This is a genomic window from Paenibacillus intestini, from assembly GCF_030803945.1.
In the GTDB taxonomy this organism is placed as follows: Bacteria; Bacillota; Bacilli; order Paenibacillales; family Paenibacillaceae; genus Paenibacillus; species Paenibacillus polysaccharolyticus.
Window position 1 is genome coordinate 26,877 of record NZ_JAURUN010000010.1, and the last position, 21,290, is coordinate 48,166.

Here is a 21,290-nt window from a genome sequence, read left to right on the forward strand (position 1 = left end):
GCAATGAATAGCCAGCTGCATTCCAGCTGGCTATTTTTTATCCAAAGCGAACGGAGGAATGACAGATATGAGTAAAGTCACGATTAATGGCAACACCTCAGTACCGGGAGGAACACCTGCACAGCAGTATGATACCAGTGAACATCCATTCGAATTGCGTCACGAGGTCAAGCGCCTGAACACACGGCTTGATCAGATTGCCGACAGTCTGGAGAGGGCTCAAATCAAAGACATCATTGAAAATTACAGTAGTCCCAAGAAACGAATCATTACCAACTTTACAGCAGGTATGGCTCGTGGACTTGGATTGACCGTCGGGACGTTTGTTGTGCTCGGTTTGCTTGCCTTCATTCTTAGCCAATTTGTCAATATGCCTATCGTGGGTCAATACATCGCCGACTTGCTCGGTTACATTGAGGATTACAAAAAATAAAAAAGGAACCGCCCAGTCTGTGACTATCGCGGTTCCTTTTTTCCTCTGTCACGGTTTCCCCGAGCGGAGGACTGTGCAGATTTTACTTTTAACAAATCCCCTGTCCATCCTTTCATCATCATCCATATATACATACTGATCATGCTGCAGATGATGAGTGCAATAACAAGCACGACTCCCCATGTTTTGTCGATCAGGGGCAAATTCTCAAAATTCATCCCCCATATAGCACCTGCGGCTGTTGCAGGTGTGAATACGGATGTCACAATCGTCAGTGTCTTCATAATTTCGTTGCCGCGTACGCCTGATATCGCGTTGTCGATCGAGATTAAGGTATCAATCTCCTTTTCATAATGCTGGAACAGACACTCCATTCGTTCAACGCGGTATTGAAGTTGCTGATAGAAGCGATTCTCTGTAATTTCTTGAAGATAGGCTTCCCGGGAAGCGGCCATTAATTCGGTATAAGGAATGAACAGGTTACTCCAGTACAGCAATTCGAAGCGTGCTGCCAGAATCTGATCCATTAATGTCCGCGCATTCCGTGATTCCATTCTCCGTTCCAGGTCACGCAGATTCATCTCAAAATGATCCATACCGACATGGTAATAATGTAGAATGGCCCGAAAAAGCACAAACATACCTTCTCTAGCCTGCGTACATTGGTGCAACATGTGCATTCGTTCGCCCGATTTCATAATGCCTCTCGTATTGTCGTCCAAATTAAGCGTGACCAAATTCTGCTTGTCGACATAAAAAAACATCTGATTATCTCTTCGTTGATCTTCTCTCTCATTTTTTACAGCATATAAAAACGAGCCAAAAATAACCGCATCTGTGCCATTAAAATAACGAACGGACAAGTAGTTCGATTCGGCTTCCGGTATTTTGCTTAGCCAGTATTGCATCTCTGGAAATGACTGTTCCAGATCACAAAGTGCGCTCTCCATACTACTAGAATCCGGAGCTACCCAATCCCACCACTGCCAATCTTCGGAGCAGGATAACTGATCACGCCGAGCTTCCAGTTTGATTTGGTCCACCTGACATTCCTCCTGAACATGTTTTATTCTATTGCCACTAAATTTTCCTCTCAATCAATTCAAAAAGGACACGTATGCATTCCAGTGCAATACCGTGTCCTCGTCAAGCCGTATTGGGGCAACAATTAGAATAATGGTTCATAGCAGAGAAGCGTTAGACATAATCTGCTTCAGTTTCTCCGTAGCCCTTTTCTGAATCCGGGAGACGCTCATCTGCGAGACACCCAGTTTCTGGGCTATAGCCCGCTGTGACTGTCCATCCTGAAAGGCTAAAATAAGTACTTTCTGTTCTTGTTCCTTAAGCTGGCCTAATGCCTGCTGCAAATCCATTCGTTTTTCCACCGAATCAAAGTCATTCACATCCGCGCTGATCAGTTCTCCTAGTGTCGCAGCACTGTCATCCTGAGATAATGGAGAATCCAGAGAAACATAGTGGTAACACTCCCGACCAGCCAGAACTTCAATCGTTTCCTCCGGAGTAAGATCCAGGTACTCAGCAATCTCATTAACCCCGGGTGAACGTTCCAGCTTTACCGTCAGCTCATCAATGGCATGTTGCACCAATGCCCCTTTTTCCTTGATTCTTCTCGGTACTTGAATGTACCATGACTTATCCCGTAGATAATTTTTCATATGACCGATCATACTTTTCATCGCATACGGTTCAAATGGAATCCCCAGATTGATATCATATTGCTTCAACAATCGGATCAATGCCATTTGCCCTGTCTGGTACAGATCCTCGTATAAATCAGGTCGATTCCGGGCAATTTTACCCGCAGCCATTTTGACCATCGGCTCATACTTGCGGATCAGAACCGTAGCGATTTCGTTGTCCTGTGTTTGTTGGTATTCCCAGATCAAACCAATCGCTTCAGACATGGACTCTGGGGGAGTCACTTTCTCATTCATACTTTCTCCTCACTTTTTGCAAGACGTTTTACGAGTACTACTTTCGTACCTTTGCCCGTCTCACTTTCAACACTGACATCATCCATCAAGGCTTGCATCAGGTAGAACCCAAGTCCGCCAATCTGAGCGTCTGTCAGTTCTTTGTCATGAAGTCCGGAACGTGTTGCGGCTGGGTTCACATTCTCGAAGCTGGAACCCTCGTCTTTGACAGTGATCGCGAGCATCTCACCATCTACTTCAAAAACGACTTCAACCATACCGCCTTCATGAGAGTAGGCATACAATACGGAATTGTTACAGGCTTCGGATACAGCAACCTTCATATCCTCAATGTCTTCATAAGAGAATCCCATTTTGGACGCAACACCATATAGATTAAGTCTTACAATATCCACATATTCAGCTGTCGCCGGTAAATTCAGCGTAATTCTTTGGACTTCTGCATTCATTCCTTTTTCGATCCTTTCCTATTGGGAATTCTTCTGTGTAACAAAGAATTTAGCTATACCCGTCATATCAAAAAGTTTCTGAATTTGCGCAGGAACTTCCTGTACTTCAAAGCGAGCTTCCATTCCATGTCTGGCCTTGAGAACAGATAACAGGATACCAATCCCTGTGCTATCAATGTACTTCAGATCTTTCATGTTAATAATCAGATCCTGCTCCTTGTTGTCCACGAGCGGTTCCATTACCAAACGGAAGTCAGGAGCAACCGACAAATCCAGTTCGCCAGTCAAATACACTGTGCATACACCGTCATGTGTTTCGGTTCTTGCGTTGAATTTTTCATTTTTATTTGTATTCATTAGACATCTCTCTCCTGATCAATGGTTTCCTTACCTTATAACCCAACTTACGCACGAGTGAAACAGGAAACATAACTGGTAAAAACTTCAATTGGCCTGATTCATTGCCGAACCACCCGGATTAATAACCTGGCGTTTCTTCTGATAATGGGAAAGTTTCTGTTTGACACTGCCCATTTTCACCGGCTTACTGATATAATCGTCCATTCCTGCCTCGGTACAGCGTTGCTGTATACCTTCCATTACGTTAGCTGTCATGGCTATAATGACAGGTTGTTGCTTCTGAGACACGCTTGCGCGTATTTTTCTCGTACATTCCAGACCATCCATCACTGGCATCTGCAGATCCATAAAAATAAAGTCATATGGCGACGAGCTTTCGAGCACCATGTCGAGAGCCTTCTGCCCATCTTCCGCAATATCTGAGAGAAGTCCAAGCTTGTGCAACATGATGGCCATCAACTTCTGATTGATCGGATGGTCATCCACGATTAATACCGTTGCATGTTTATCTTCATGATTAACGTCTGTCAGCTTCTCTTCGCCGCTACCCTGGACCAGTTCCGTTTCAATGTAACGCTTGGCCTGAATGGTAAACACGAAGGTAGCCCCCCGCTTTTCAGAGATATCAAGATAAATCTGCCCACCCATCATTTCGACCAGTGTTTTACAGATGGCAAGGCCAAGGCCAGTTCCACCATATTTTCGAGTCATGGACGTATCAAGCTGAGAAAACGGCTGGAACAAGCGATCCACTTTCTCAGGTGCGATGCCTATTCCTGTATCTTTTACAGCAAATTCCAATGACATATTGCCGTCCTTCTCTTCGTTCACAGACACAATGAGATAAACACCGCCCTGCTCCGTAAACTTCACCGCGTTGGCAATCAAATTCAGCAGCACTTGGCGGAGGCGTGCCATATCTCCATAGATTAATTCAGGCACAGCATCTTCAAGGAAAAAATCCAGTTCCAGACTTTTCTTACCTGCTTCTGCAGCGAACAGACCGAGCACTTCACGTATGCAGGAAACGAGTTCAAATGGATGCTCCTCCAGCTCCATTTTGCCGGACTCCATTTTGGTGAAATCTAGAATATCATTGATTACCGTGACGAGTGCATCGGCACTGCGGCGAACGATATCCACATATTCCTTCTGATCTTCCTTCAACTCGGTTTCCATCAACAGGTCAACCATGCCAATGACTCCGTTCATGGGCGTACGAATCTCGTGGCTCATCATGGCCAGAAACTCCGTTTTGGCATTAGCCGCAATCTCGGCTTCTTCTTTGGCCTGTACAAGCTGCTGATTCATTTTCTCCAGCTCCTGCGTCTTCTGGTGAAGCAACATTGTCTGTGTCTTTAGTCTTTTGTTGGAGATAAACATCTCTACAAAACCCTCGATTTTGGACTTCAAAATCTGGGGAATAAACGGTTTGACCATATAATCAATGGCTCCCGCTGAATATCCGGCAAACAAATGCTCAGCCTCTCTGCTATTCGCGGAAATGAAGATGATGGGCACATCTTTGGATTTGTCTCGTGCCTTGATTAATTTCGCTGTCTCAATCCCGTCCATCCCAGGCATCTGCACATCAAGTACAATGACCGCAAATTCGTCTTTGAGCAGACACCGGAGTGCCTCTTCTCCGGAATTTGCCTTGACGAGTTTGTATTGCTCTGATTCCAGAACCGCTTCGAGCGCAAGCAGGTTCTCAGGGCGGTCATCTACCAATAATATGTGGATTGGTTCATTGAGCCCCATAACTAAGCCTAACCCCCTATTTGATTTTCCGGTATATTTTTTCGGTCCGGTCTAACGGCTCATAGGCATCACTATATTCTGTAAAATGAATGGATTCTTTCGATCCCAGAACGAGTATGCCAAAGTGGCTCAAGCTCTCATGAAACAGCCCGTGCACATGGTTCCGCAGCTCATCGTTGAAATAGATCATGACATTGCGGCAAAAGATAACGTTAAACTCATTAAACGACCTGTCAGTTGCCAGATTATGTTCGGCAAAAATAATGTTTTTCTGAAGAAACGGGTGAAATATAACGGAATTATATTTCGCTGTATAGTATTCGGAGAAGGCTTTCGTGCCCCCTGCCTCCAGATAATTTGTTGTAAACAACTTCATTTTCTCAATACCGTATACGCCTTCCTTGGCCTGTTGCAGTGAGCGGTCATTCATATCCGTTGCATAGATTCGTGCCTTGTCATACAGACCTTCCTCATGCAGCATAATTGCCATGGAATACACTTCTTCACCCGTAGAGCAGCCTGCATGCCATATCCGAATATAAGGATAGGTTCTCAGAATAGGAATGATCTTCTCCCGAAACATGCGAAAAAGCGATGGGTCTCGGAACATTTCCGTTACCGGAATGGATAAATTCTGTACGAACCGTTCAAACGATGAACGATTGTGCAGTACCTTTTCCTGTAGCCCGGATATGCTTTTCACTCCTTCCGCATGCGCATAATGCCATATTCTTCGTCTTAGGGATGGCAACGCATAATTTCTGAAGTCATACCCATACAAACGATGCATTCCTTCCAGCAGCAATTCAATCTCGATCAGTTCCCGTTCTTCATCTTGCGGTATACGGATCGTATCTGCTCCCGTCTCGTTAGGTTCCCACGGTGTCATAACTTCTCTCCACTTCGTCTTTGGTTACTTGCGTATGCGTTATTCTCCTTCATTACCCAAACCATACGCTTACGAATACAGCCATACCCGCATTAACGATAACAATTGATCGGTTTGAATCGGTTTTTTCACATAATCGGATGCCCCAGCCTCAATACATTTCCCTCGATCCTCTTTCATCGCCTTGGCTGTGAGGGCAATAATCGGCAATTTATCAAATTTCGGGTTCTGTCTGATCCGTGTCATCGCCTCGTATCCGTCCATCTCTGGCATCATCATATCCATCAGCACCAGATCAAACTCCGGATTTTTCTCGAGTGCCTCTAGCGCCTCACGACCGTTCTCAGCAAATGTAACATCCATACGGTACCCTTCAAGCACACTGGATAATGCAAACACATTTCGAATATCATCATCGACAAGCAATATTTTTTTACCTTCGAATAATGTTTCTTTATTATGAAGCTTCTGCAAAATACGGCGTTTGTCCTCTGGCAGGTTGGCTTCTACCCGATGCAGGAACAATGTCGTTTCGTCCAATAATCGCTCCGGTGACTTCACGTCTTTGATAATAATCGATTCCGCATATTTACGAAGTTTCATCTCTTCCTTGGAATCCAGCTCTTTACCCGTGTAAATGATGATTGGCAAATCATTCAGATATTCATCATCCCGAATCTGATCAAGCAATTCGAAACCTGTCATATCCGTTAGCATCAGATCCAGTACCATACAATCGTAACGCTGGCTGTGTAATTCATTCAGTGCCTCTTGCCCTGTAGAAACAGCCGTGATAGCCACATCATCATGACCGATCAATTCAATGATTGCTTTGCGCTGAATTTCATCATCTTCAACGATGAGCAGTCGTTTTAATTGATTTTCCGTATAGGATTGGATATGGGAGAATGCTTTATCCAACGAATCTTTGCTGGATGGTTTTTTCAGATATGCGATGGCCCCCATCATCAACCCCTGTTTCATATCATCCACAACCGAAATAACATGCACCGGGATGTGACGTGTTACGGAATTACTCTTCAGTTCACCCAAGATCGTCCAACCATCCATCACAGGTAGCTGTATATCCAGAATGATCGCATCAGGCAAGTATTCCTGAGCCATCTCCAGTCCAGTATCTCCCTGAAGGGCAACCAATGCCTTGAAGCCGCGGCCTCTCGCCATGTCCATCAGAATATGAGCAAATTTCACATCATCTTCGATGATCAGCAACGTTTTATCACCTTCTACGATGGTGTTAGCATCGTCTTCTATTCGTGACAGCTCTGCACTGCGAGCAGGCGATAATTCAGCCATACGACTTTCTTCCGGTTCAGATGCCAAAATGGATTGTTGCGGAATACGGACAGGTTGAATATCCGGCACCAGCGTTTGTTGTTGTTCTGAAGATACTGCCGCTTCTCTTGTTGCCTTTTCCTCCGCCCATTCAACCTCTTCATGATTATCCGGCAGGAACAGGGTAAAGGTGCTTCCCACGCCTTCTGAAGATTTCACCTGTATTGCCCCACCAAGCAGACGTGCCAATTCTCGGCTAATCGATAAACCAAGACCCGTACCGCCATATTTGCGACTCGTCGTACCGTCTACCTGCTGGAACGCTTCGAAGATCAGATCCGTCTTGTCTGATGGAATGCCAATGCCGGTATCTTTGATGCTGAATCCAAGATATTGCTGATTCGTATTCAGATATCCAGGCAATTCCTCTGGCTTCATACGCTTTGCAATCAGACTTACCGAACCACGATTTGTAAACTTGAATGCATTCGATAACAAGTTCCTTAAAATCTGTTTCACTCGATGACTGTCTGTATAAATCCATTCCGGTAGGGAACTATCAAAATCAATATTTAGATCCAGTTCCTTCTTGTTAGCCATCGGACCAAAGTTCTGGGTGACAAAGCCCGTTAATTCATCCAATCGGACGGTTTCGTAGTTGATGTCCATCTTGCCTGCGTCTACTTTAGACAGATCGAGAATCTCATCAATCATCTTCAGCAAATCTGCACCTGACATATAAATGGTTTGTGCATATTCCTGCTGTTTGCTGCTGAGATTGCCATCCTTGTTCTCCGACAATAACTGAGACAATATGAGCAGACTGTTCAGTGGAGTACGAAGTTCATGCGACATATTGGCCAAAAATTCTGATTTGTACTTACTGGTCATCGACAATTGCATCGCCTGTTGTTCCAATTGTGTCTTCGTTTTCTCTATTTCATCATTTTTCTCTTCCACTTCACGTACCTGTTCTTCAAGCGCACGCGTTTTGGCAATCAGTTCGGTATTAAAATGTTCCAATTCCTCCTGCTGACGCTGTAGCAACTCCTCAGAACGTTTAAGCGCATCCGTCTGTTCTTCCAGATTCTCATTGGAACGGCGCAATTCTTCCTGTTGTGTCTGCAGTTCCTCGGATTGCACCTGTAACTCTTCCGTAAGCGCCTGCGACTCCCGCAGCAACTCTTCCACACGAAGACGTCGCCGAACATTATTGAGGATGACACCCAAATTCATAATCAACTGACCGAACAACTGCTTGTGCATCTCATTAAAACCTTCGAACGAAGCCAGCTCCACCACACCGATTAATTCGTCTTCAAACACAACCGGGTAGATCATAATTCCTGCAGCTCGCGCAGAACCCGAAGCAGAACCAATGCTCACATATTCGTCAGGTGTATGATCCAGCACAATTGGACTCATATCCAGGGCAGCCTGACCAATCATGCCTTCCCCGATCCGATACACCTCTTTACCGAGCTCCCCATTTTCTTCAAAAGCATATGAACCATAACGTCTCAGCTCATCCGGATGCTTCTCTTCGTCAATCAAATACACCACACCAAGCTGTGCACCAAGCACAGGTGTAAATTCACTGATAAACATCTGGGAAATTTGACGAATGGAGCCGATTCCCCGCAGAAGTTCGGGCACTCTCGCAATGTTGGAACTCATCCAGTTTTGATCCTGCTGAGCCTGTACATAGGCTTTCTCGATCTCAAGCTTCTCTTCCAGATCGTTAGAGACTTCTTTGAACACGTTGGCAATCTGACCGATCTCATCCGTGGACTTGATTTGAATCCGGCGGATGGTTCTATATCGCCCTTTGCCAAAACTCGTAATCATCATCGACACTGTATTCAGCCCACGCGTAATGCTAGGAAGCACCCACAGGATGACTCCCAAGGCAAGCAGTAATCCCGCGACCATAATACTGATCGTAATCTGAACCGCTCTGGTATATGCAGCGTTGGCATCTTTGATCTCGGCATCAATCTCCTGATCCTGATAACGAGACAATGCATTCAAGCTGTCCACCGTTTCCTTCTGCACCGCAAGTCCAGTGGAATTACGATAACTGTTAGCGTCCTCCACCCGTTTCTGGGACATCAAGCTGGTTATTCTTGTTGCATAATTCGTGTAAGCATCCCACGCATTATTCACACGGTCTACAAGTTGATGTTCAGAAGCGGTATCTGCCCGGTCTCTCACCTGTTCTAGATAACGGACACCTCTGTCCTTCATTTCCTTCAGATCTGCTTCTGTCGCGCTGACCGAATTGCTCGGGTTTAACAACAAGTTAGCTAGCACTTTGGCAATATCATTGACTTCTCCACGTGCCGCGGAAGTAAATCGCACCTTGAGATAACGTTCCTGATACATCTGATCGATCTGTTTATTACTGCTGTTAAGCCGCTCGTAGCTTACAAAAGTAAGAGCAATCATAATGGCCATCAAGGCGGTAAAACCAATCAGCAGTTTATTTCTGATTTTCATTCCGTTACCGCCCCTTTATCTAGCGTAATCCATACGAGACACTTATCATCATCCCGTTCCGGATTCAATTCATCATCGAAGAACAATGCCTGCATCGCCTCTTCATTCCATGCATGGGAGCCTCTTAATTGCTCTTTCAAAAATTCCAACTGTTGCTCCTGATCGCCCTGAACGGCTTCAAGCAAGCCATCCGTATACAGCGCAATATGTCCATCGCCTTCGTAATGAATGGTCTGCGGTTCAATATCCATTTTGTCGAACAATCCCACTGGGTAGCATACGCTGTCAAATGAAGTTACACTGCCGTCACTGCGGAAAAACAGAGCTGGAGGATGCCCGGCATTCACATAATCAATCCGTTTCATACGCGTGTCTACGACTAAATAGATCGCTGTAAAGTAGTACTGCACCAATTGTTTTCCCAGATGCAACTGGTTAAAGCGACGATTTAACTCCTGAATAACCTTCTCCGGGTCTACATATGTCGTCACTGTATCCTTAAGCACAGATGCGATAAACATCGTGAACAGGGATGAAGATATGCCATGTCCCATCATGTCCAGAAGCAAAACCCCGTATCGTCCCTCTCCAAGCGGGAACCAGGAGTAAAGATCACCTGCGAGCTCAAAAGATGGTTTATAGATGGCATGTACCTGAAACAACGGATCTTCGATGGCATGACTCAGCACGGCACTTTGCACCATTGCTGCCAGTTTAAGCTCATCCTGAATCCGCTGGTCACGCTCCTTGTGCCAGTCTTTCTCCTGTTTCAGACGTAAGGCCAGCCGGATTCGGGCCATCAATTCCACTTTGTTAATCGGCTTCGTTACATAGTCCGATGCACCTGCATCGAGCGCTTCGGCCAGCTTCTTGGAATCACCAATCGCAGTCACCATAATAATCGGGATATCTTTCAGGTTTTCATATTTTTGTACAATACTGCATGCTTCGATGCCATCCATTTCAGGCATCATCATATCGAGCAAGATCAGATCAATATCCGACGGCTTGGGACGTAGTTCGCTGTTATCTTCACCAATTCCCAATACTTCGAACATCTCCATAGCTGAGCTTGCTGTCACAATATCGCGGTAATTTTCTTTTTTCAAAATTTCTCGAATGATAATGACATTCGTCGGATTGTCGTCAACAATAAGTATTCTCATTTCTATCTCCTTATCTTTGGCGTCCGGGTTTGTCGATAGTTATCTATTCAACGAACAACCTTATTTATACAAAATTTGCATCTAGAGCGGGCAGTAGACATAACAATTCATAGTCTAACTATAATGATAAATCCAGAAAATGACTATCAGCAAATCAAACCATTAGAGGTAGCTTTCCCTTGATTTTATGGTTTTTGCACCGGTTTATACCAAGGGTTTGGCCCATGACTGAGGCAGAACTTGCAAAAACATAGATAAGGAATGGGGTTTCCCCCATTCCTTATCTATGTTTTTGATTAAGTCTGTCCCGGTTCACCGCAGGGCACTATTTGATATAACACTCCTGCGCTCAGGATGTACATATTAGTCTTTCTTTTTGGCAATGATCAGTACCTTGCCTTTATCCAATTCACTTTCATAGAAATCAGCCTCGGCTTCGGTAAAACCCATCGATACGATTTTGGCCCGAAGTTCGTCACCGCGTGAACGGAACAGATTCGCCATGGAATCAAATAAACCTTCCTCCTTGATGCCAATCTCGTTAGCATCTGCGGTATCTGCAATGCGATCTGTGCGATCCTTCTCATGGGCAAGAACGAAGATATGATCAGCTAAGTATCCAGTAGTCTGCAGTTCTTTCACCGCTTCTACTGCTTGAACTCCGTTTTCTACCACTTTGGCATACGCCTGTGCATTGGTTGAATTCATCGTTTCCACTCTCCTCTGATTAATCTTCTTTATCGCGCTCTTATAGTATATAACCATACTATTTTACGTTGAAACGGAAGCTGGATCAGAATCTCAGGAAACCGTATCGTCGAAAAAGTCAACAGCGTCAATCTGGTTAGAGCCTGATTTCATATATACTTTAATCGCGTAATGACCACGAAGAAACACCTCGCCATCCTCAGCAACAGCGTAAGGCTCGCCCAAGATTTGATGAATAGCATCCATGTGCATTGGGACAGACTCCCCATTCAAGTTCAAGTAGTTATGCGAACCATCCACACGTATGAACTGAATCATGTCTGTGTCTTCACATATCCCAACATTCACATGACGAAAATGATATTCTGGACATCCCATATAAGGATCTTCTTTGATGGCATCTGGCTGACCTAACTTGGCAAATAATTCATGCTTTCCATCCTCTAGTGAAACGCCATTCAGAGTCCGAAACTGCTCGAACGTCTCGGAACGATCCATAGCCAGAGTCATCTCTGGCTCCTGTTCCTCCATTACCGTCCATTGCATGTCGTGAGCAGCTGGTGTTGCTGCCGGTTGAACGGAAAAGGGAGAAATTACGCTAAACATAGTCACTAGCAGTAGTTTCATCATGATTCTCACCCTTTCATCAAGTTCATCACCGCCCTGAAGGCTTCACCAATTTTCAGAGAGCAGTCATGTTATTTACGCATCCGTTGCCACACATTAGCGGCAAGATCAATATAATTCATCCAGTTCTTCCCTCCCTTTGTTTTATCCTGATATGTAGCTTCGTAGGATTGCACGGTGCGCTCCGCAGGCGTCGCAGGTGGAGCTGTTACCTGATTGGATTCGGACGTTTTGCCTGCTTCTGCTTTGGATGGTCTATTCTGAAATCGGGTCATCAGTGTAGTGGACACCTGCTTGGCAGCTGCCGTTACTTCACTCAGAACTTCTCCCAAATTCTCAACGGATTCCATTACCGGGTCAATCTTCTTCATTTTGTGCTGTACATCAGCCGTAATGTCATTGGCATGTCGTACTGTCTGTTTTACTTCATAACTGAGTTCATCAATCGTTTTTTGTACTTCCTGCAGTGTCTGAGAAACATTGTCCAGTGAGCTCTGGGCAGATTTTAACGTGCGAATCAAAAAGAAAACCAGTACAGCAAATGCCACTGCAATAAGGGCCACGCTCAGTTGATAGATCATAAAAGAACCTCTCTTTCCATGGTTGCGTTCGGTTTTGTTATTGCTATAGTTACCCGAGGCTTTCCCGGGCGAAACAAAAGAAAAATGGTCCTCCAGCGATGTATAGAAGAAGAAAAAAACACCATGTTTCAAGTCATTGGACCTCGGTTAAGGTTAGACTACACAGGGCAGTGAGACAGCACAATTCACGCCACAAACTTTAACACGAAAGGATGAATTCTCATGTTAAAATGGTCTGTCATATTTCTGATTATTGCACTGGTTGCCGGAATTTTCGGGTTCTTCGGGATTGTAGAAGCGGCTGCTTCGATTGCAAAAGTATTGTTCTTCATCTTTGTAGTACTCTTCGTTATTTCCCTCATTACGGGACGAAGCCGAATGCGATAAAAGCGGATGTCTGAATCTGATGATTGCATTACATACGAAAGCCGATGATGCCTCCGGGCACGTCGGCTTTTGTGCGTTCCAAGACAGGTACACCTACCTATTTTTCTATATTTATGTATTACACTCCCTCCTGCTTTATTCCAAAATACACCGCCGAGGAGTCCTGAAAAACAGGACTTTAATGATATAGCCAGCCCGATTTTATGCCTCGTAAGTCTGATTTTTACAGGCTTTCTATTTACCCACATATGCGCCAGTTGACTCTGGAGGAACCAAGAAAAAATTGTTATAATTTGTGATTCATAGACCAGCTTGCTTGGTTACTTTTAACACAGGACATCAAAAACTACATATTTAACCGAGGAGGAAAAACAAATGAAAAAAATCGTAAGTTTTGCCGCTGCTTTAACATTGATGGGTTCCATGGCTGCCGCTGCAGGTGCTGAGGAAGCGGTTACCGGCACGGTAACACCAACAACTTCCGGTACTGAAGCAACTACAACTTCACCGGCAACAACAACGCCGGCTGTAGAAGTAAACAAACCTGCTGTTCAGACTGTTGAAGGCAAGGTTGAAACTGTAACAGGTAGTACCTACAGTGAGAATGGTAATAATCCTGTGCCTGGATCTGACTTAATGTTTGACGAGCCAATTGTAAAACCGGGTGACGAAGTTCTGATGCCGACAATGCTGCTCAACTTGCTGGAGCGCACATGGTTCTATGATGCACCAAACGGTAAACCGATCGGTGCTCTGAGCGCGCAAGTCGTTGATACAACAGGTGAAATTGTTGACGGATTCGATGGCGGAGAATGGGTCCAAGTATACACTTGGAAAGGTAAAGCCTGGATTCACGTTGCGATTCAATAATATCGTATAATCGTTTCTAACATAAGTAAAGAGGACAGTACGCCACATTCGCGTCTGTCCTCTTTTTGATATATCTATTTTGTGAAAACTCCTGCTTCAAGCGATTTATGACAGATGTGTTTCTTCAGATCGAGGCTCTACATGTACATGAACGTGCATAATGTTATGCGAACGTTTCAGTCGTGCCTCCACCTGATTACAGATTTCATGACCTTCTACCAGTGTTAATCCCCCGTCCACTTCAATGACTACATCTACCAGAACATGGCTGCCATGTACTCGTGCCTTAACATCCTTGATCATTTCTACACCAGGAACCCGGGCAACGGCAGATCTCAGATCCGTTAATTGCTTTTGATCAAAGCCATCGGTAAGCAGATGAGTCGAATCACGGAAAATTTCCCAGGCTGTTTTACAAATTAGCAGACCTACCAAGATAGCAGCGACTTTATCCAGCCAAGGGAGTCCGAATTGTGAACCAACGATGCCAACAGCAGCACCGATACTCACCCAGGCATCGGACCGGTTATCTTTAGCCGCCGCGTGCAAAGCCTGACTATTAATTTTTTGGGCTAGACGCGAGTTGTAGCGGTACACCCCCAGCATAACCACAGCACAGATCAAAGCTACGCCGGCTGCCCACAGGTTCGGAGCAGTGTAATCGCCAGCATACCAGGATCGTACCGCCTCAACCAATACTTGAAGTCCTACAACCGCCATAATAAATGAGGCAAGTAATGCCGCAATCGTTTCGGCCCGAAAATGACCGTAGGCATGATCCGAATCCGGCGGTTTTTGCGATATGCGCAGGCCAACTAATACCGCGACAGAAGCCACAATGTCCGTAGCATTATTGATTCCGTCTGCAACCAGAGCGCTGGAAGCAAACAAATATCCACAAATCAGCTTAAATGCAGACAAAACGAGGTACGCCGCGATGCTGATCCAGGCTCCCCGCTCTCCTTTACGTATCTCTTCATAAGCGTTCAAGGGGACGACACTCCTTTTCACGTTTCCAATAACTAGTTTTTCCATGGTACCAAATGCAAGCCGTGTGGGTCTACAGAAACAGTGTTGCCGGGTAGCATGGCTGTAGGCAAGCCGAAACAAAGTTTCCAAGAGGCAGGGCTTTAGTGATGAAGAAACAATGTTGGTTCAGGTAAAACTGGTGGAAAGCGGCATTTTATCAGGTTGCCCTTGTGAGGCCTTTATAAAACGTATAAAATGAGTACATCCCGTCCAAATTGGACGGCTTACTGCAAGACCGGGAGGGATATATAATGAGCGAAAATAATGAACCGAAAAAGGTCAGCTTGCAAGACGCGATCCGTCAAAAGCTGGCACAAAAGAAAGAACAGCAAAACTCCGGCAACCAGTCGGGTGCTTACTTTGAAGGCGGCCCTAAAGCCATGAAGAGCCAGAACAACAAAAAGCCGAACAACCAGCGTCGCCGTACAGGCGGGTCTTAGGTTCGCGCCAGCATAAGAGCTGTATATCAGCATGAGCACGACAAAAAACCGCATGCCCTCCACTAGGAGGACTTGCGGTTTTTCGCTTGCACGTATTTAAAGTGGAATTAAGCTTCCACCGGGTACATCTTGTTACGCAATTCTTTGATTTCGTCACTTTCCAGATATTCGTCATAGCTCATTTGACGATCAATCAGGCCTGTAGGCGTGATTTCGATAATCCGGTTTGCGATCGTTTGGATAAACTGATGGTCATGGGAAGTAAACAACATCGTTCCATCAAAGTCAATCATACCATTATTTAGCGCAGTAATGGATTCGAGATCCAAGTGGTTTGTTGGCTCATCGAGAATCAATGCGTTTGCACCTGTCTGCATCATTTTTGCCAGCATACAGCGAACTTTCTCTCCCCCGGAGAGTACGCTAGCCTTCTTCTGGGACTCCTCACCAGAGAACAGCATACGGCCCAGGAAGCCACGCAGATACGTTTCATCCTGATCTTTGGAATACTGACGCAACCAATCTACGAGTGTCATATCCACACCGTCAAAGAATTGGGAGTTATCTTTCGGGAAATAAGCCTGAGTTGTCGTCACACCCCAAGTATATTCACCGCTGTCCGCTTCCGTTTCACCCATGAGAATATCAAACAACAGTGATTTGGCATTTCCGTTCGGGCCAACAAATGCAATTTTGTCACCTTTGTTCACCACAAAGCTCACATCTTTCAACATTTCCACACCATCTACGGATTTGTGAATACGATCCACCGTCAGCAATTGTTTCCCTGCTTCACGCTCAGGTTTGAAGTTAATAAACGGATATTTACGGTTGGATGGACGAAGGTCATCCAATGTGATTTTGTCGAGTTGTTTCTTCCGGGAAGTCGCCTGTTTGGACTTCGAAGCATTCGCGGAGAAACGTTGAATAAAGGCTTGCAGCTCTTTAATCTTCTCTTCTTTTTTCTTGTTGGCATCCCGTTGCAACGCAAGAGCCAATTGGCTGGACTCATACCAGAAGTCATAGTTACCTACGTACATCTGAATTTTACCAAAGTCAATATCTGCGATATGCGTACATACTTTGTTCAGGAAGTGACGGTCATGGGATACAACAATAACGGTGCCTTCATAATCCATCAAGAAGTTCTCAAGCCATTGAATGGATTCGAGATCCAAGTGGTTGGTAGGCTCATCGAGCAACAGGTTGTTTGGACGGCCAAACAACGCTTGTGCCAGCAATACGCGGACTTTTTCGTTCCCGCTCAGCTCTATCATTTTTTTGTCATGCATGTCACGATCAATGCCCAGACCGATCAGGAGTGCCGCTGCATCCGGCTCAGCATCCCAGCCGTTCTGCTCAGCGAACTCCCCTTCAAGTTCACCTGCACGCAAACCGTCTTCTTCTGTGAAGTCTGCCTTCGCATACAAAGCATCCTTCTCTTTCATGATGGAATACAGACGAGCATGACCCATAATAACCGTTTCGAGAACCGGATACTCATCATATTCAAAGTGGTTTTGCTTCAAAACGGCCATACGTTCGCCCGGGGTGATGTGCACCTCTCCCGAGTTGGCTTCAATCTCACCGGACAAAATTTTCAAAAACGTTGATTTGCCGGCTCCGTTCGCACCGATCAGGCCGTAACAGTTGCCTGGCGTGAATTTGATATTCACATCTTCAAAAAGTGCACGTTTTCCGTAGCGGAGCGTGATGCCGCTTGTACTGATCATTAAGCATACCATCCTTTATTCGTTAATCTGCATACTGCATGAATAGCAACCTGCGTAAAATCATGGATTCAATATCCGATGCCTATTCTGGCACCATATTATAACACAAAAAAGCGGCAAATTCGAAAATCAGCCGCTTTTTACGGATTAAAGTTTTGGTAAATATGCTGTTCATGCACGTATGTTTATAGATTACCATATCTGGCTGGCTTTTGTTAGCCCAGTTGTTGTACTTTTCATGGAATTTTAATGAATACTCACTCGGTCTCATCAGCTTCATGTCGAATGCGAAGAGTCTCGCCATGTCCCAGCACCCGAATCCGTTCCTTGGCAATACCGAGCCGTTCTCGCTCCACCTCCAGCCGGTCCAGTGCTTCCTTGGGTGTGTCGTCCGCCAGCTTGAAGGTTCCGTAATGCATGGGCACCATAAGCTGTGAGCCTGTCTCCACGAATCCTTGCAAGGCTTCCTCTGGTGTCACATGCTGGGAAGTCATAAACCATTCGGGATCATACGCGCCAATCGGCATCAATGTTACGCCAATGTCGAAGCGTTCACCAATCGTTTTGAACTCCTTGAAATACCCGGTATCCCCGACAAAATACAGGACAGGTGGATAACCTCCTGCTTGTTTGTCATCGTGAGCTTTCTGGGATTCAGAAATTGCTGAAGCGGACTGTTCCGGCACTTCTCTTGCTGCCGCACTCTCTTCTGATGCATGTACGACATGATTTGGCTCCAATACGTAACCGCCCCAGTGGGACGTATTGGTATCAAATAACGTTCGGCGTGTCCAGTGCTGAGCAGGCACAAACGTAATCTTCACTCCACCAAGCACCATATGATCCCACCATTTCATCTCCTGACAACGGTGAAATCCCTTACGGATCATCTTGCGTTTCAAGCCGTCCGGCACAATCAGCAGTGTCTTCGATGTAATCAATTTGCGCAGGGAAGCCAAATGCAAGTGATCATAGTGTGAGTGAGAGATAAGGATGACGTCGAGCGGTGGAATATCCTGAATCGGAATACCGGGGTCACCCAGCCTGCGTTGGAATCCCATCTTTTCCGCCCACACCGGGTCGGTCACGATATTCAGTCCATAATATTGGATGAAAAAGGTGGAGTGTCCGATCCACGTGATCGTGGTTTCTTCCCGGTTGGCATGTAAATAATCCAGTTCAGGCTCGTGCTTCGGCACCTTGTAGGAATAGTCCTTTACTTTGCGGCGCCGCTGTTCTCTCCACTGCTTGAACTCCTTCAGCGTTTTGTCTGTACTGACATTATCGATATTGTTATAACGAATTTTGGGCATGAAGGGGCCTCCTCCCTTCCTCAGTTCTTAACATCAGATTACCCGTATCGGCAGTGGACGTACCACCTGACATAAGTACAGCGTCAATGTAATCAGTCCTTTGGATTTTTGCATACCGCCATATAGATAAACAGAAAGACAATCGCGGTCACCATAATCAGAGGTGGAGCATACATAATCGTAAACGTCTCAAAAAAGCTAAGCCCCGTGATGCCCGGTATGCCTTTCACCCCTTCTTCCAAAAGCGGATGCAAGTGCAATCCCGGATAAATACCTGCGGGCCATGCAGATCTCAACACCGAAAGTTGCAGGGGTAGCATAGCAGACAGCATATAGAGAATATTCGAAATCGTCGTCGCAAACATGGCGAAGTCATCCTTTCTTTTTCCCTGCGTTACCGCGTACATAATTGGCATCAAACAGGAACAGCTTCATAATCAGCACCAGAGATGGGATGAGCACCAGGAGCCCGAGACTGAATGCTGTGATCAGCGCAATCCCCATCGTTCGGTTCGTAAAGCTATCGTAGATATTGATGTACGGGTACAGAATATAGGGCAGATGTGAACGACCATATCCGTACCAAGCAAAGGCAAACTGGAGCATCACCGCGATAAAACACCAGCCCAGGTATTTCTCCTTCCACACAAGCGACACTGCGATAACAAAACAGATAAAGGATGCGATAAACATCCATGACATGTCCACCATACGCTCAAAGTGAGCCGGATTTTGTTTATTGATTTGCAGAAAAGCAAGAAAACTCGCAAAAATCGTGGGCAAGCTCCACAGCAGCGCATACTCCCGAAGTACGCCAAAGGCCGGTTCATCCCCGGCCCGCTTCGCGTAATAGGACAGGAACATCGCCGAAATGTACAGTACACTCACCAAAGCGAGCAATACAACAGACCATGTATAGGGATTTGTCAAAAATTCACGCCAGCGAAAGAACACCTTTTCGCCCACCTGTTCGATAATCCCGCCTTCGGATATCGCCAAAATGGTGGAGAACACTGCCGGGATCAGCAATCCCGTTGCTCCGTACAATGCCAGATAGATTCTGCTATTTTTCCCGTGGTTACCATAAGTATTGTAGGCGTAATACACCCCCCGGATCGCCAGTAGAACAATCGCCAACGAACCCGGGACAAGCAGGGCTGTACCGTAATAGAACGCACTGTCGGGATAGAAGCCGACCAGCCCCACGACAAAGAAGATGAGAAACACATTCGTCACTTCCCACACCGGTGAAAGGTAGCGCTGAATAATGTTATGAATTTTGTTTTCATGTCCTGTCAATATGCTGTAAAAACTGAAGAAACCCGCGCCGAAGTCAATCGACGCCACGATCAGATAACCGAACAGAAACGTCCACAATATCGCGATGCCCGCAATTTCAAAGCTCAATGCACGATGCCTCCTTCCAGACCAAGCGAATCCAGTTCCTTCTCCGCTTCCTTGTTACGGAACAACTTGCTGATCACACGAATGCACGAGAAACACAGCACCAGATACAGCAGGATAAAAAGCACGAGCATCCACCCCACCGAAGTCGAGGTCGTCGCCGCCTCGGACACCTTCATATATCCGCGCAAAATCCAGGGCTGTCTGCCCACCTCGGCAAACATCCAGCCAAGCTCAATCGCAATCATCGCCAGTGGGCCGAGAAGCACAATGCCAAGCAGTAGCCATTTCGGATAAGGTTTGCGTCCGGGCAGCCAGCGGCGTAACACGTACAACACGGGGATCAGCAGGATAATGACTCCTGTTGTTACTTTCAGGTCAAACATATAATGAATGGACAACGGCGGCCTGAGATCGGCAGGATATTCTTCCAGTCCCTTCACTTCTGTATCCGGTCGATTACCAGCCAAAATGCTCAGCGCATAAGGAATTTTGATGGCATATTTGACCTCGTTGTTTTCATCGAGAATACCGCCATACACCAGCGGTGCTTCCTTCATCGTTTTGAAGTGCCACTCGGCAGCGGCCAGCTTCTCCGGCTGATATTTCGCCAGAAATTTACCTGAAGAATCACCGATCATGACGGTGCTGATTGCAAATACAAGCGCAGAAACGGTTGTGAGCTTGAGCGCTTTTTTGTAATACACATGATCTCGTCCACGTAGCAGACTGAACGCCGCAATACCCGCCAGTACACCCGCACTTAAGGTATAAGAGGAAGCAAGCACGTGGGATACTTTCGTTGGTGTCGCCGGGTTAAGCATCGCGGCAATCGGGTCAATATCCTTCATGATGCCGTTAATCAAGGTGAAACCTTGTGGCTGGTTCATGAACGAGTTCACGGTTGTGATAAAAATCGCGGAAGCGGATGAGCCAAGAGCGACCGGAATGAGCAACAACATGTGCGTGTATTTCTTTTTGAACCGATCCCAGGTGTACAAGTAAATCCCGAGAAAAATCGCTTCTACGAAAAAAGCAAATGTCTCCATAAAAAGCGGCAACGCAATCGCTTGACCAGCGACACGCATAAACATGGGCCACAGCAAGCTCAGCTGTAAGCCGATGGATGTGCCTGTGACTACACCTACGGCCACCGTAATGACAAAACCTCTCGCCCATCGACGAGCCAGCAAGGTGTAATGAATGTCATTGGTACGTAGCCCCCGCCATTCAGCCAAAGCAATCATGAGCGGAACACCTACACCAATGGAAGCAAAGATAATATGCACAAACAGGGTCAGACCGGTCAGAATCCGGCTGAGCAGTACAGGGTCCAGAGATGACATGGGTACACTCCTCTTTCAGCGTAATCGTTATCGTTGTTTTGGTT

At 45.9% G+C, this 21,290-nt stretch carries 21 protein-coding genes; 4 read left to right on the top strand and 17 right to left on the bottom strand.

Annotated elements, in window-relative coordinates; all coding sequences use genetic code 11:
- Positions 1–67 precede the first annotated feature (67 nt).
- Positions 68–433: a DUF5665 domain-containing protein gene (locus J2T16_RS22490; protein ID WP_139168946.1), complete on the top strand. Its 366-nt coding sequence runs from the start codon at positions 68–70 to the stop codon at positions 431–433.
- Positions 434–456: 23 nt separating this feature from the next.
- Here J2T16_RS22490 and J2T16_RS22495 read toward each other — a convergent pair whose 3' ends face one another.
- From J2T16_RS22495 to J2T16_RS22545, 11 genes are all read right to left on the bottom strand, one after another.
- Entirely contained in the window at positions 457–1,476 is a 1,020-nt protein-coding gene (locus tag J2T16_RS22495; RefSeq protein ID WP_499019319.1) for a magnesium transporter CorA family protein, read from the bottom strand.
- Positions 1,477–1,614: 138 nt separating this feature from the next.
- Complete coding sequence (locus J2T16_RS22500; protein WP_090924486.1) at positions 1,615–2,388, bottom strand: sigma-70 family RNA polymerase sigma factor; 774 nt, start codon at positions 2,386–2,388, stop codon at positions 1,615–1,617.
- Positions 2,385–2,837, bottom strand: a complete 453-nt coding sequence (rsbW, locus tag J2T16_RS22505; RefSeq protein WP_090924485.1) for an anti-sigma B factor RsbW — start codon at positions 2,835–2,837, stop codon at positions 2,385–2,387. The genes J2T16_RS22500 and rsbW overlap by 4 nt, the downstream gene beginning before the upstream one ends.
- 18 nt (positions 2,838–2,855) lie before the next feature.
- Positions 2,856–3,194 carry an STAS domain-containing protein gene (locus J2T16_RS22510; protein ID WP_090924484.1) on the bottom strand — a complete coding sequence of 113 codons (339 nt, stop codon included), beginning with the start codon at positions 3,192–3,194 and terminating at the stop codon, positions 2,856–2,858.
- 87 nt (positions 3,195–3,281) lie between these two features.
- Complete coding sequence (locus J2T16_RS22515) at positions 3,282–4,958, bottom strand: hybrid sensor histidine kinase/response regulator (protein ID WP_090924483.1); 1,677 nt, start codon at positions 4,956–4,958, stop codon at positions 3,282–3,284.
- A 16-nt stretch (positions 4,959–4,974) separates the two neighbouring features.
- A complete protein-coding gene (locus J2T16_RS22520; RefSeq protein ID WP_090924482.1) occupies positions 4,975–5,847 on the bottom strand; it encodes a CheR family methyltransferase in 873 nt (290 codons plus the stop codon).
- A gap of 69 nt (positions 5,848–5,916) precedes the next feature.
- Positions 5,917–9,642: a response regulator gene (locus J2T16_RS22525; RefSeq protein WP_221788307.1), complete on the bottom strand. Its 3,726-nt coding sequence runs from the start codon at positions 9,640–9,642 to the stop codon at positions 5,917–5,919.
- Entirely contained in the window at positions 9,639–10,808 is a 1,170-nt protein-coding gene (locus tag J2T16_RS22530; RefSeq protein WP_154891721.1) for a PP2C family protein-serine/threonine phosphatase, read from the bottom strand. The genes J2T16_RS22525 and J2T16_RS22530 overlap by 4 nt, the downstream gene beginning before the upstream one ends.
- Positions 10,809–11,171: 363 nt before the next feature.
- Positions 11,172–11,516, bottom strand: a complete 345-nt coding sequence (locus J2T16_RS22535) for a YflT domain-containing protein (protein ID WP_090924479.1) — start codon at positions 11,514–11,516, stop codon at positions 11,172–11,174.
- 93 nt (positions 11,517–11,609) lie between these two features.
- Positions 11,610–12,122 (bottom strand): hypothetical protein, encoded by a 513-nt coding sequence (locus J2T16_RS22540; RefSeq protein ID WP_499019321.1) that lies wholly within the window; start codon positions 12,120–12,122, stop codon positions 11,610–11,612.
- Positions 12,123–12,214: 92 nt separating this feature from the next.
- The gene (locus J2T16_RS22545; RefSeq protein WP_090924477.1) at positions 12,215–12,724 is read right to left on the bottom strand and encodes a DUF948 domain-containing protein; all 510 of its coding nucleotides are present in this window, start codon (positions 12,722–12,724) and stop codon (positions 12,215–12,217) included.
- Positions 12,725–12,946: 222 nt separating this feature from the next.
- On the opposite strand from J2T16_RS22545, the gene J2T16_RS22550 reads away from it, so the two are divergent.
- Positions 12,947–13,111: a DUF1328 domain-containing protein gene (locus tag J2T16_RS22550; protein ID WP_090924476.1), complete on the top strand. Its 165-nt coding sequence runs from the start codon at positions 12,947–12,949 to the stop codon at positions 13,109–13,111.
- A 375-nt stretch (positions 13,112–13,486) separates the two neighbouring features.
- Positions 13,487–13,981, top strand: coding sequence for a hypothetical protein (locus tag J2T16_RS22555; RefSeq protein WP_090924475.1), 495 nt, complete (start codon positions 13,487–13,489; stop codon positions 13,979–13,981).
- A gap of 105 nt (positions 13,982–14,086) precedes the next feature.
- Here the strand turns inward: J2T16_RS22555 and J2T16_RS22560 are convergent, their stop codons facing one another.
- Complete coding sequence (locus J2T16_RS22560) at positions 14,087–14,971, bottom strand: cation diffusion facilitator family transporter (protein ID WP_336121871.1); 885 nt, start codon at positions 14,969–14,971, stop codon at positions 14,087–14,089.
- A gap of 290 nt (positions 14,972–15,261) precedes the next feature.
- Between J2T16_RS22560 and J2T16_RS22565 the strand changes: the two genes are divergently transcribed.
- The gene (locus J2T16_RS22565) at positions 15,262–15,450 is read left to right on the top strand and encodes a hypothetical protein (protein WP_090924473.1); all 189 of its coding nucleotides are present in this window, start codon (positions 15,262–15,264) and stop codon (positions 15,448–15,450) included.
- Between the two features lie 107 nt (positions 15,451–15,557).
- Here J2T16_RS22565 and J2T16_RS22570 read toward each other — a convergent pair whose 3' ends face one another.
- The 5 genes from J2T16_RS22570 to J2T16_RS22590 all read right to left on the bottom strand — a co-directional run bounded on the left by J2T16_RS22570 (position 15,558) and on the right by J2T16_RS22590 (position 21,246).
- A complete protein-coding gene (locus tag J2T16_RS22570) occupies positions 15,558–17,183 on the bottom strand; it encodes an ABC-F family ATP-binding cassette domain-containing protein (protein ID WP_090924472.1) in 1,626 nt (541 codons plus the stop codon).
- A gap of 257 nt (positions 17,184–17,440) precedes the next feature.
- On the bottom strand, positions 17,441–18,496 hold the full coding sequence (locus J2T16_RS22575) for an MBL fold metallo-hydrolase (RefSeq protein ID WP_221788300.1): 1,056 nt from the start codon (positions 18,494–18,496) through the stop codon (positions 17,441–17,443).
- A gap of 92 nt (positions 18,497–18,588) precedes the next feature.
- On the bottom strand, positions 18,589–18,861 hold the full coding sequence (locus J2T16_RS22580) for a hypothetical protein (protein ID WP_221788333.1): 273 nt from the start codon (positions 18,859–18,861) through the stop codon (positions 18,589–18,591).
- A 7-nt stretch (positions 18,862–18,868) separates the two neighbouring features.
- Positions 18,869–19,903 (bottom strand): cytochrome d ubiquinol oxidase subunit II, encoded by a 1,035-nt coding sequence (locus J2T16_RS22585; protein WP_090924469.1) that lies wholly within the window; start codon positions 19,901–19,903, stop codon positions 18,869–18,871.
- Positions 19,900–21,246 (bottom strand): cytochrome ubiquinol oxidase subunit I, encoded by a 1,347-nt coding sequence (locus J2T16_RS22590; protein WP_336121869.1) that lies wholly within the window; start codon positions 21,244–21,246, stop codon positions 19,900–19,902. The genes J2T16_RS22585 and J2T16_RS22590 overlap by 4 nt, the downstream gene beginning before the upstream one ends.
- Between the last annotated feature and the right edge of the window lie 44 nt (positions 21,247–21,290).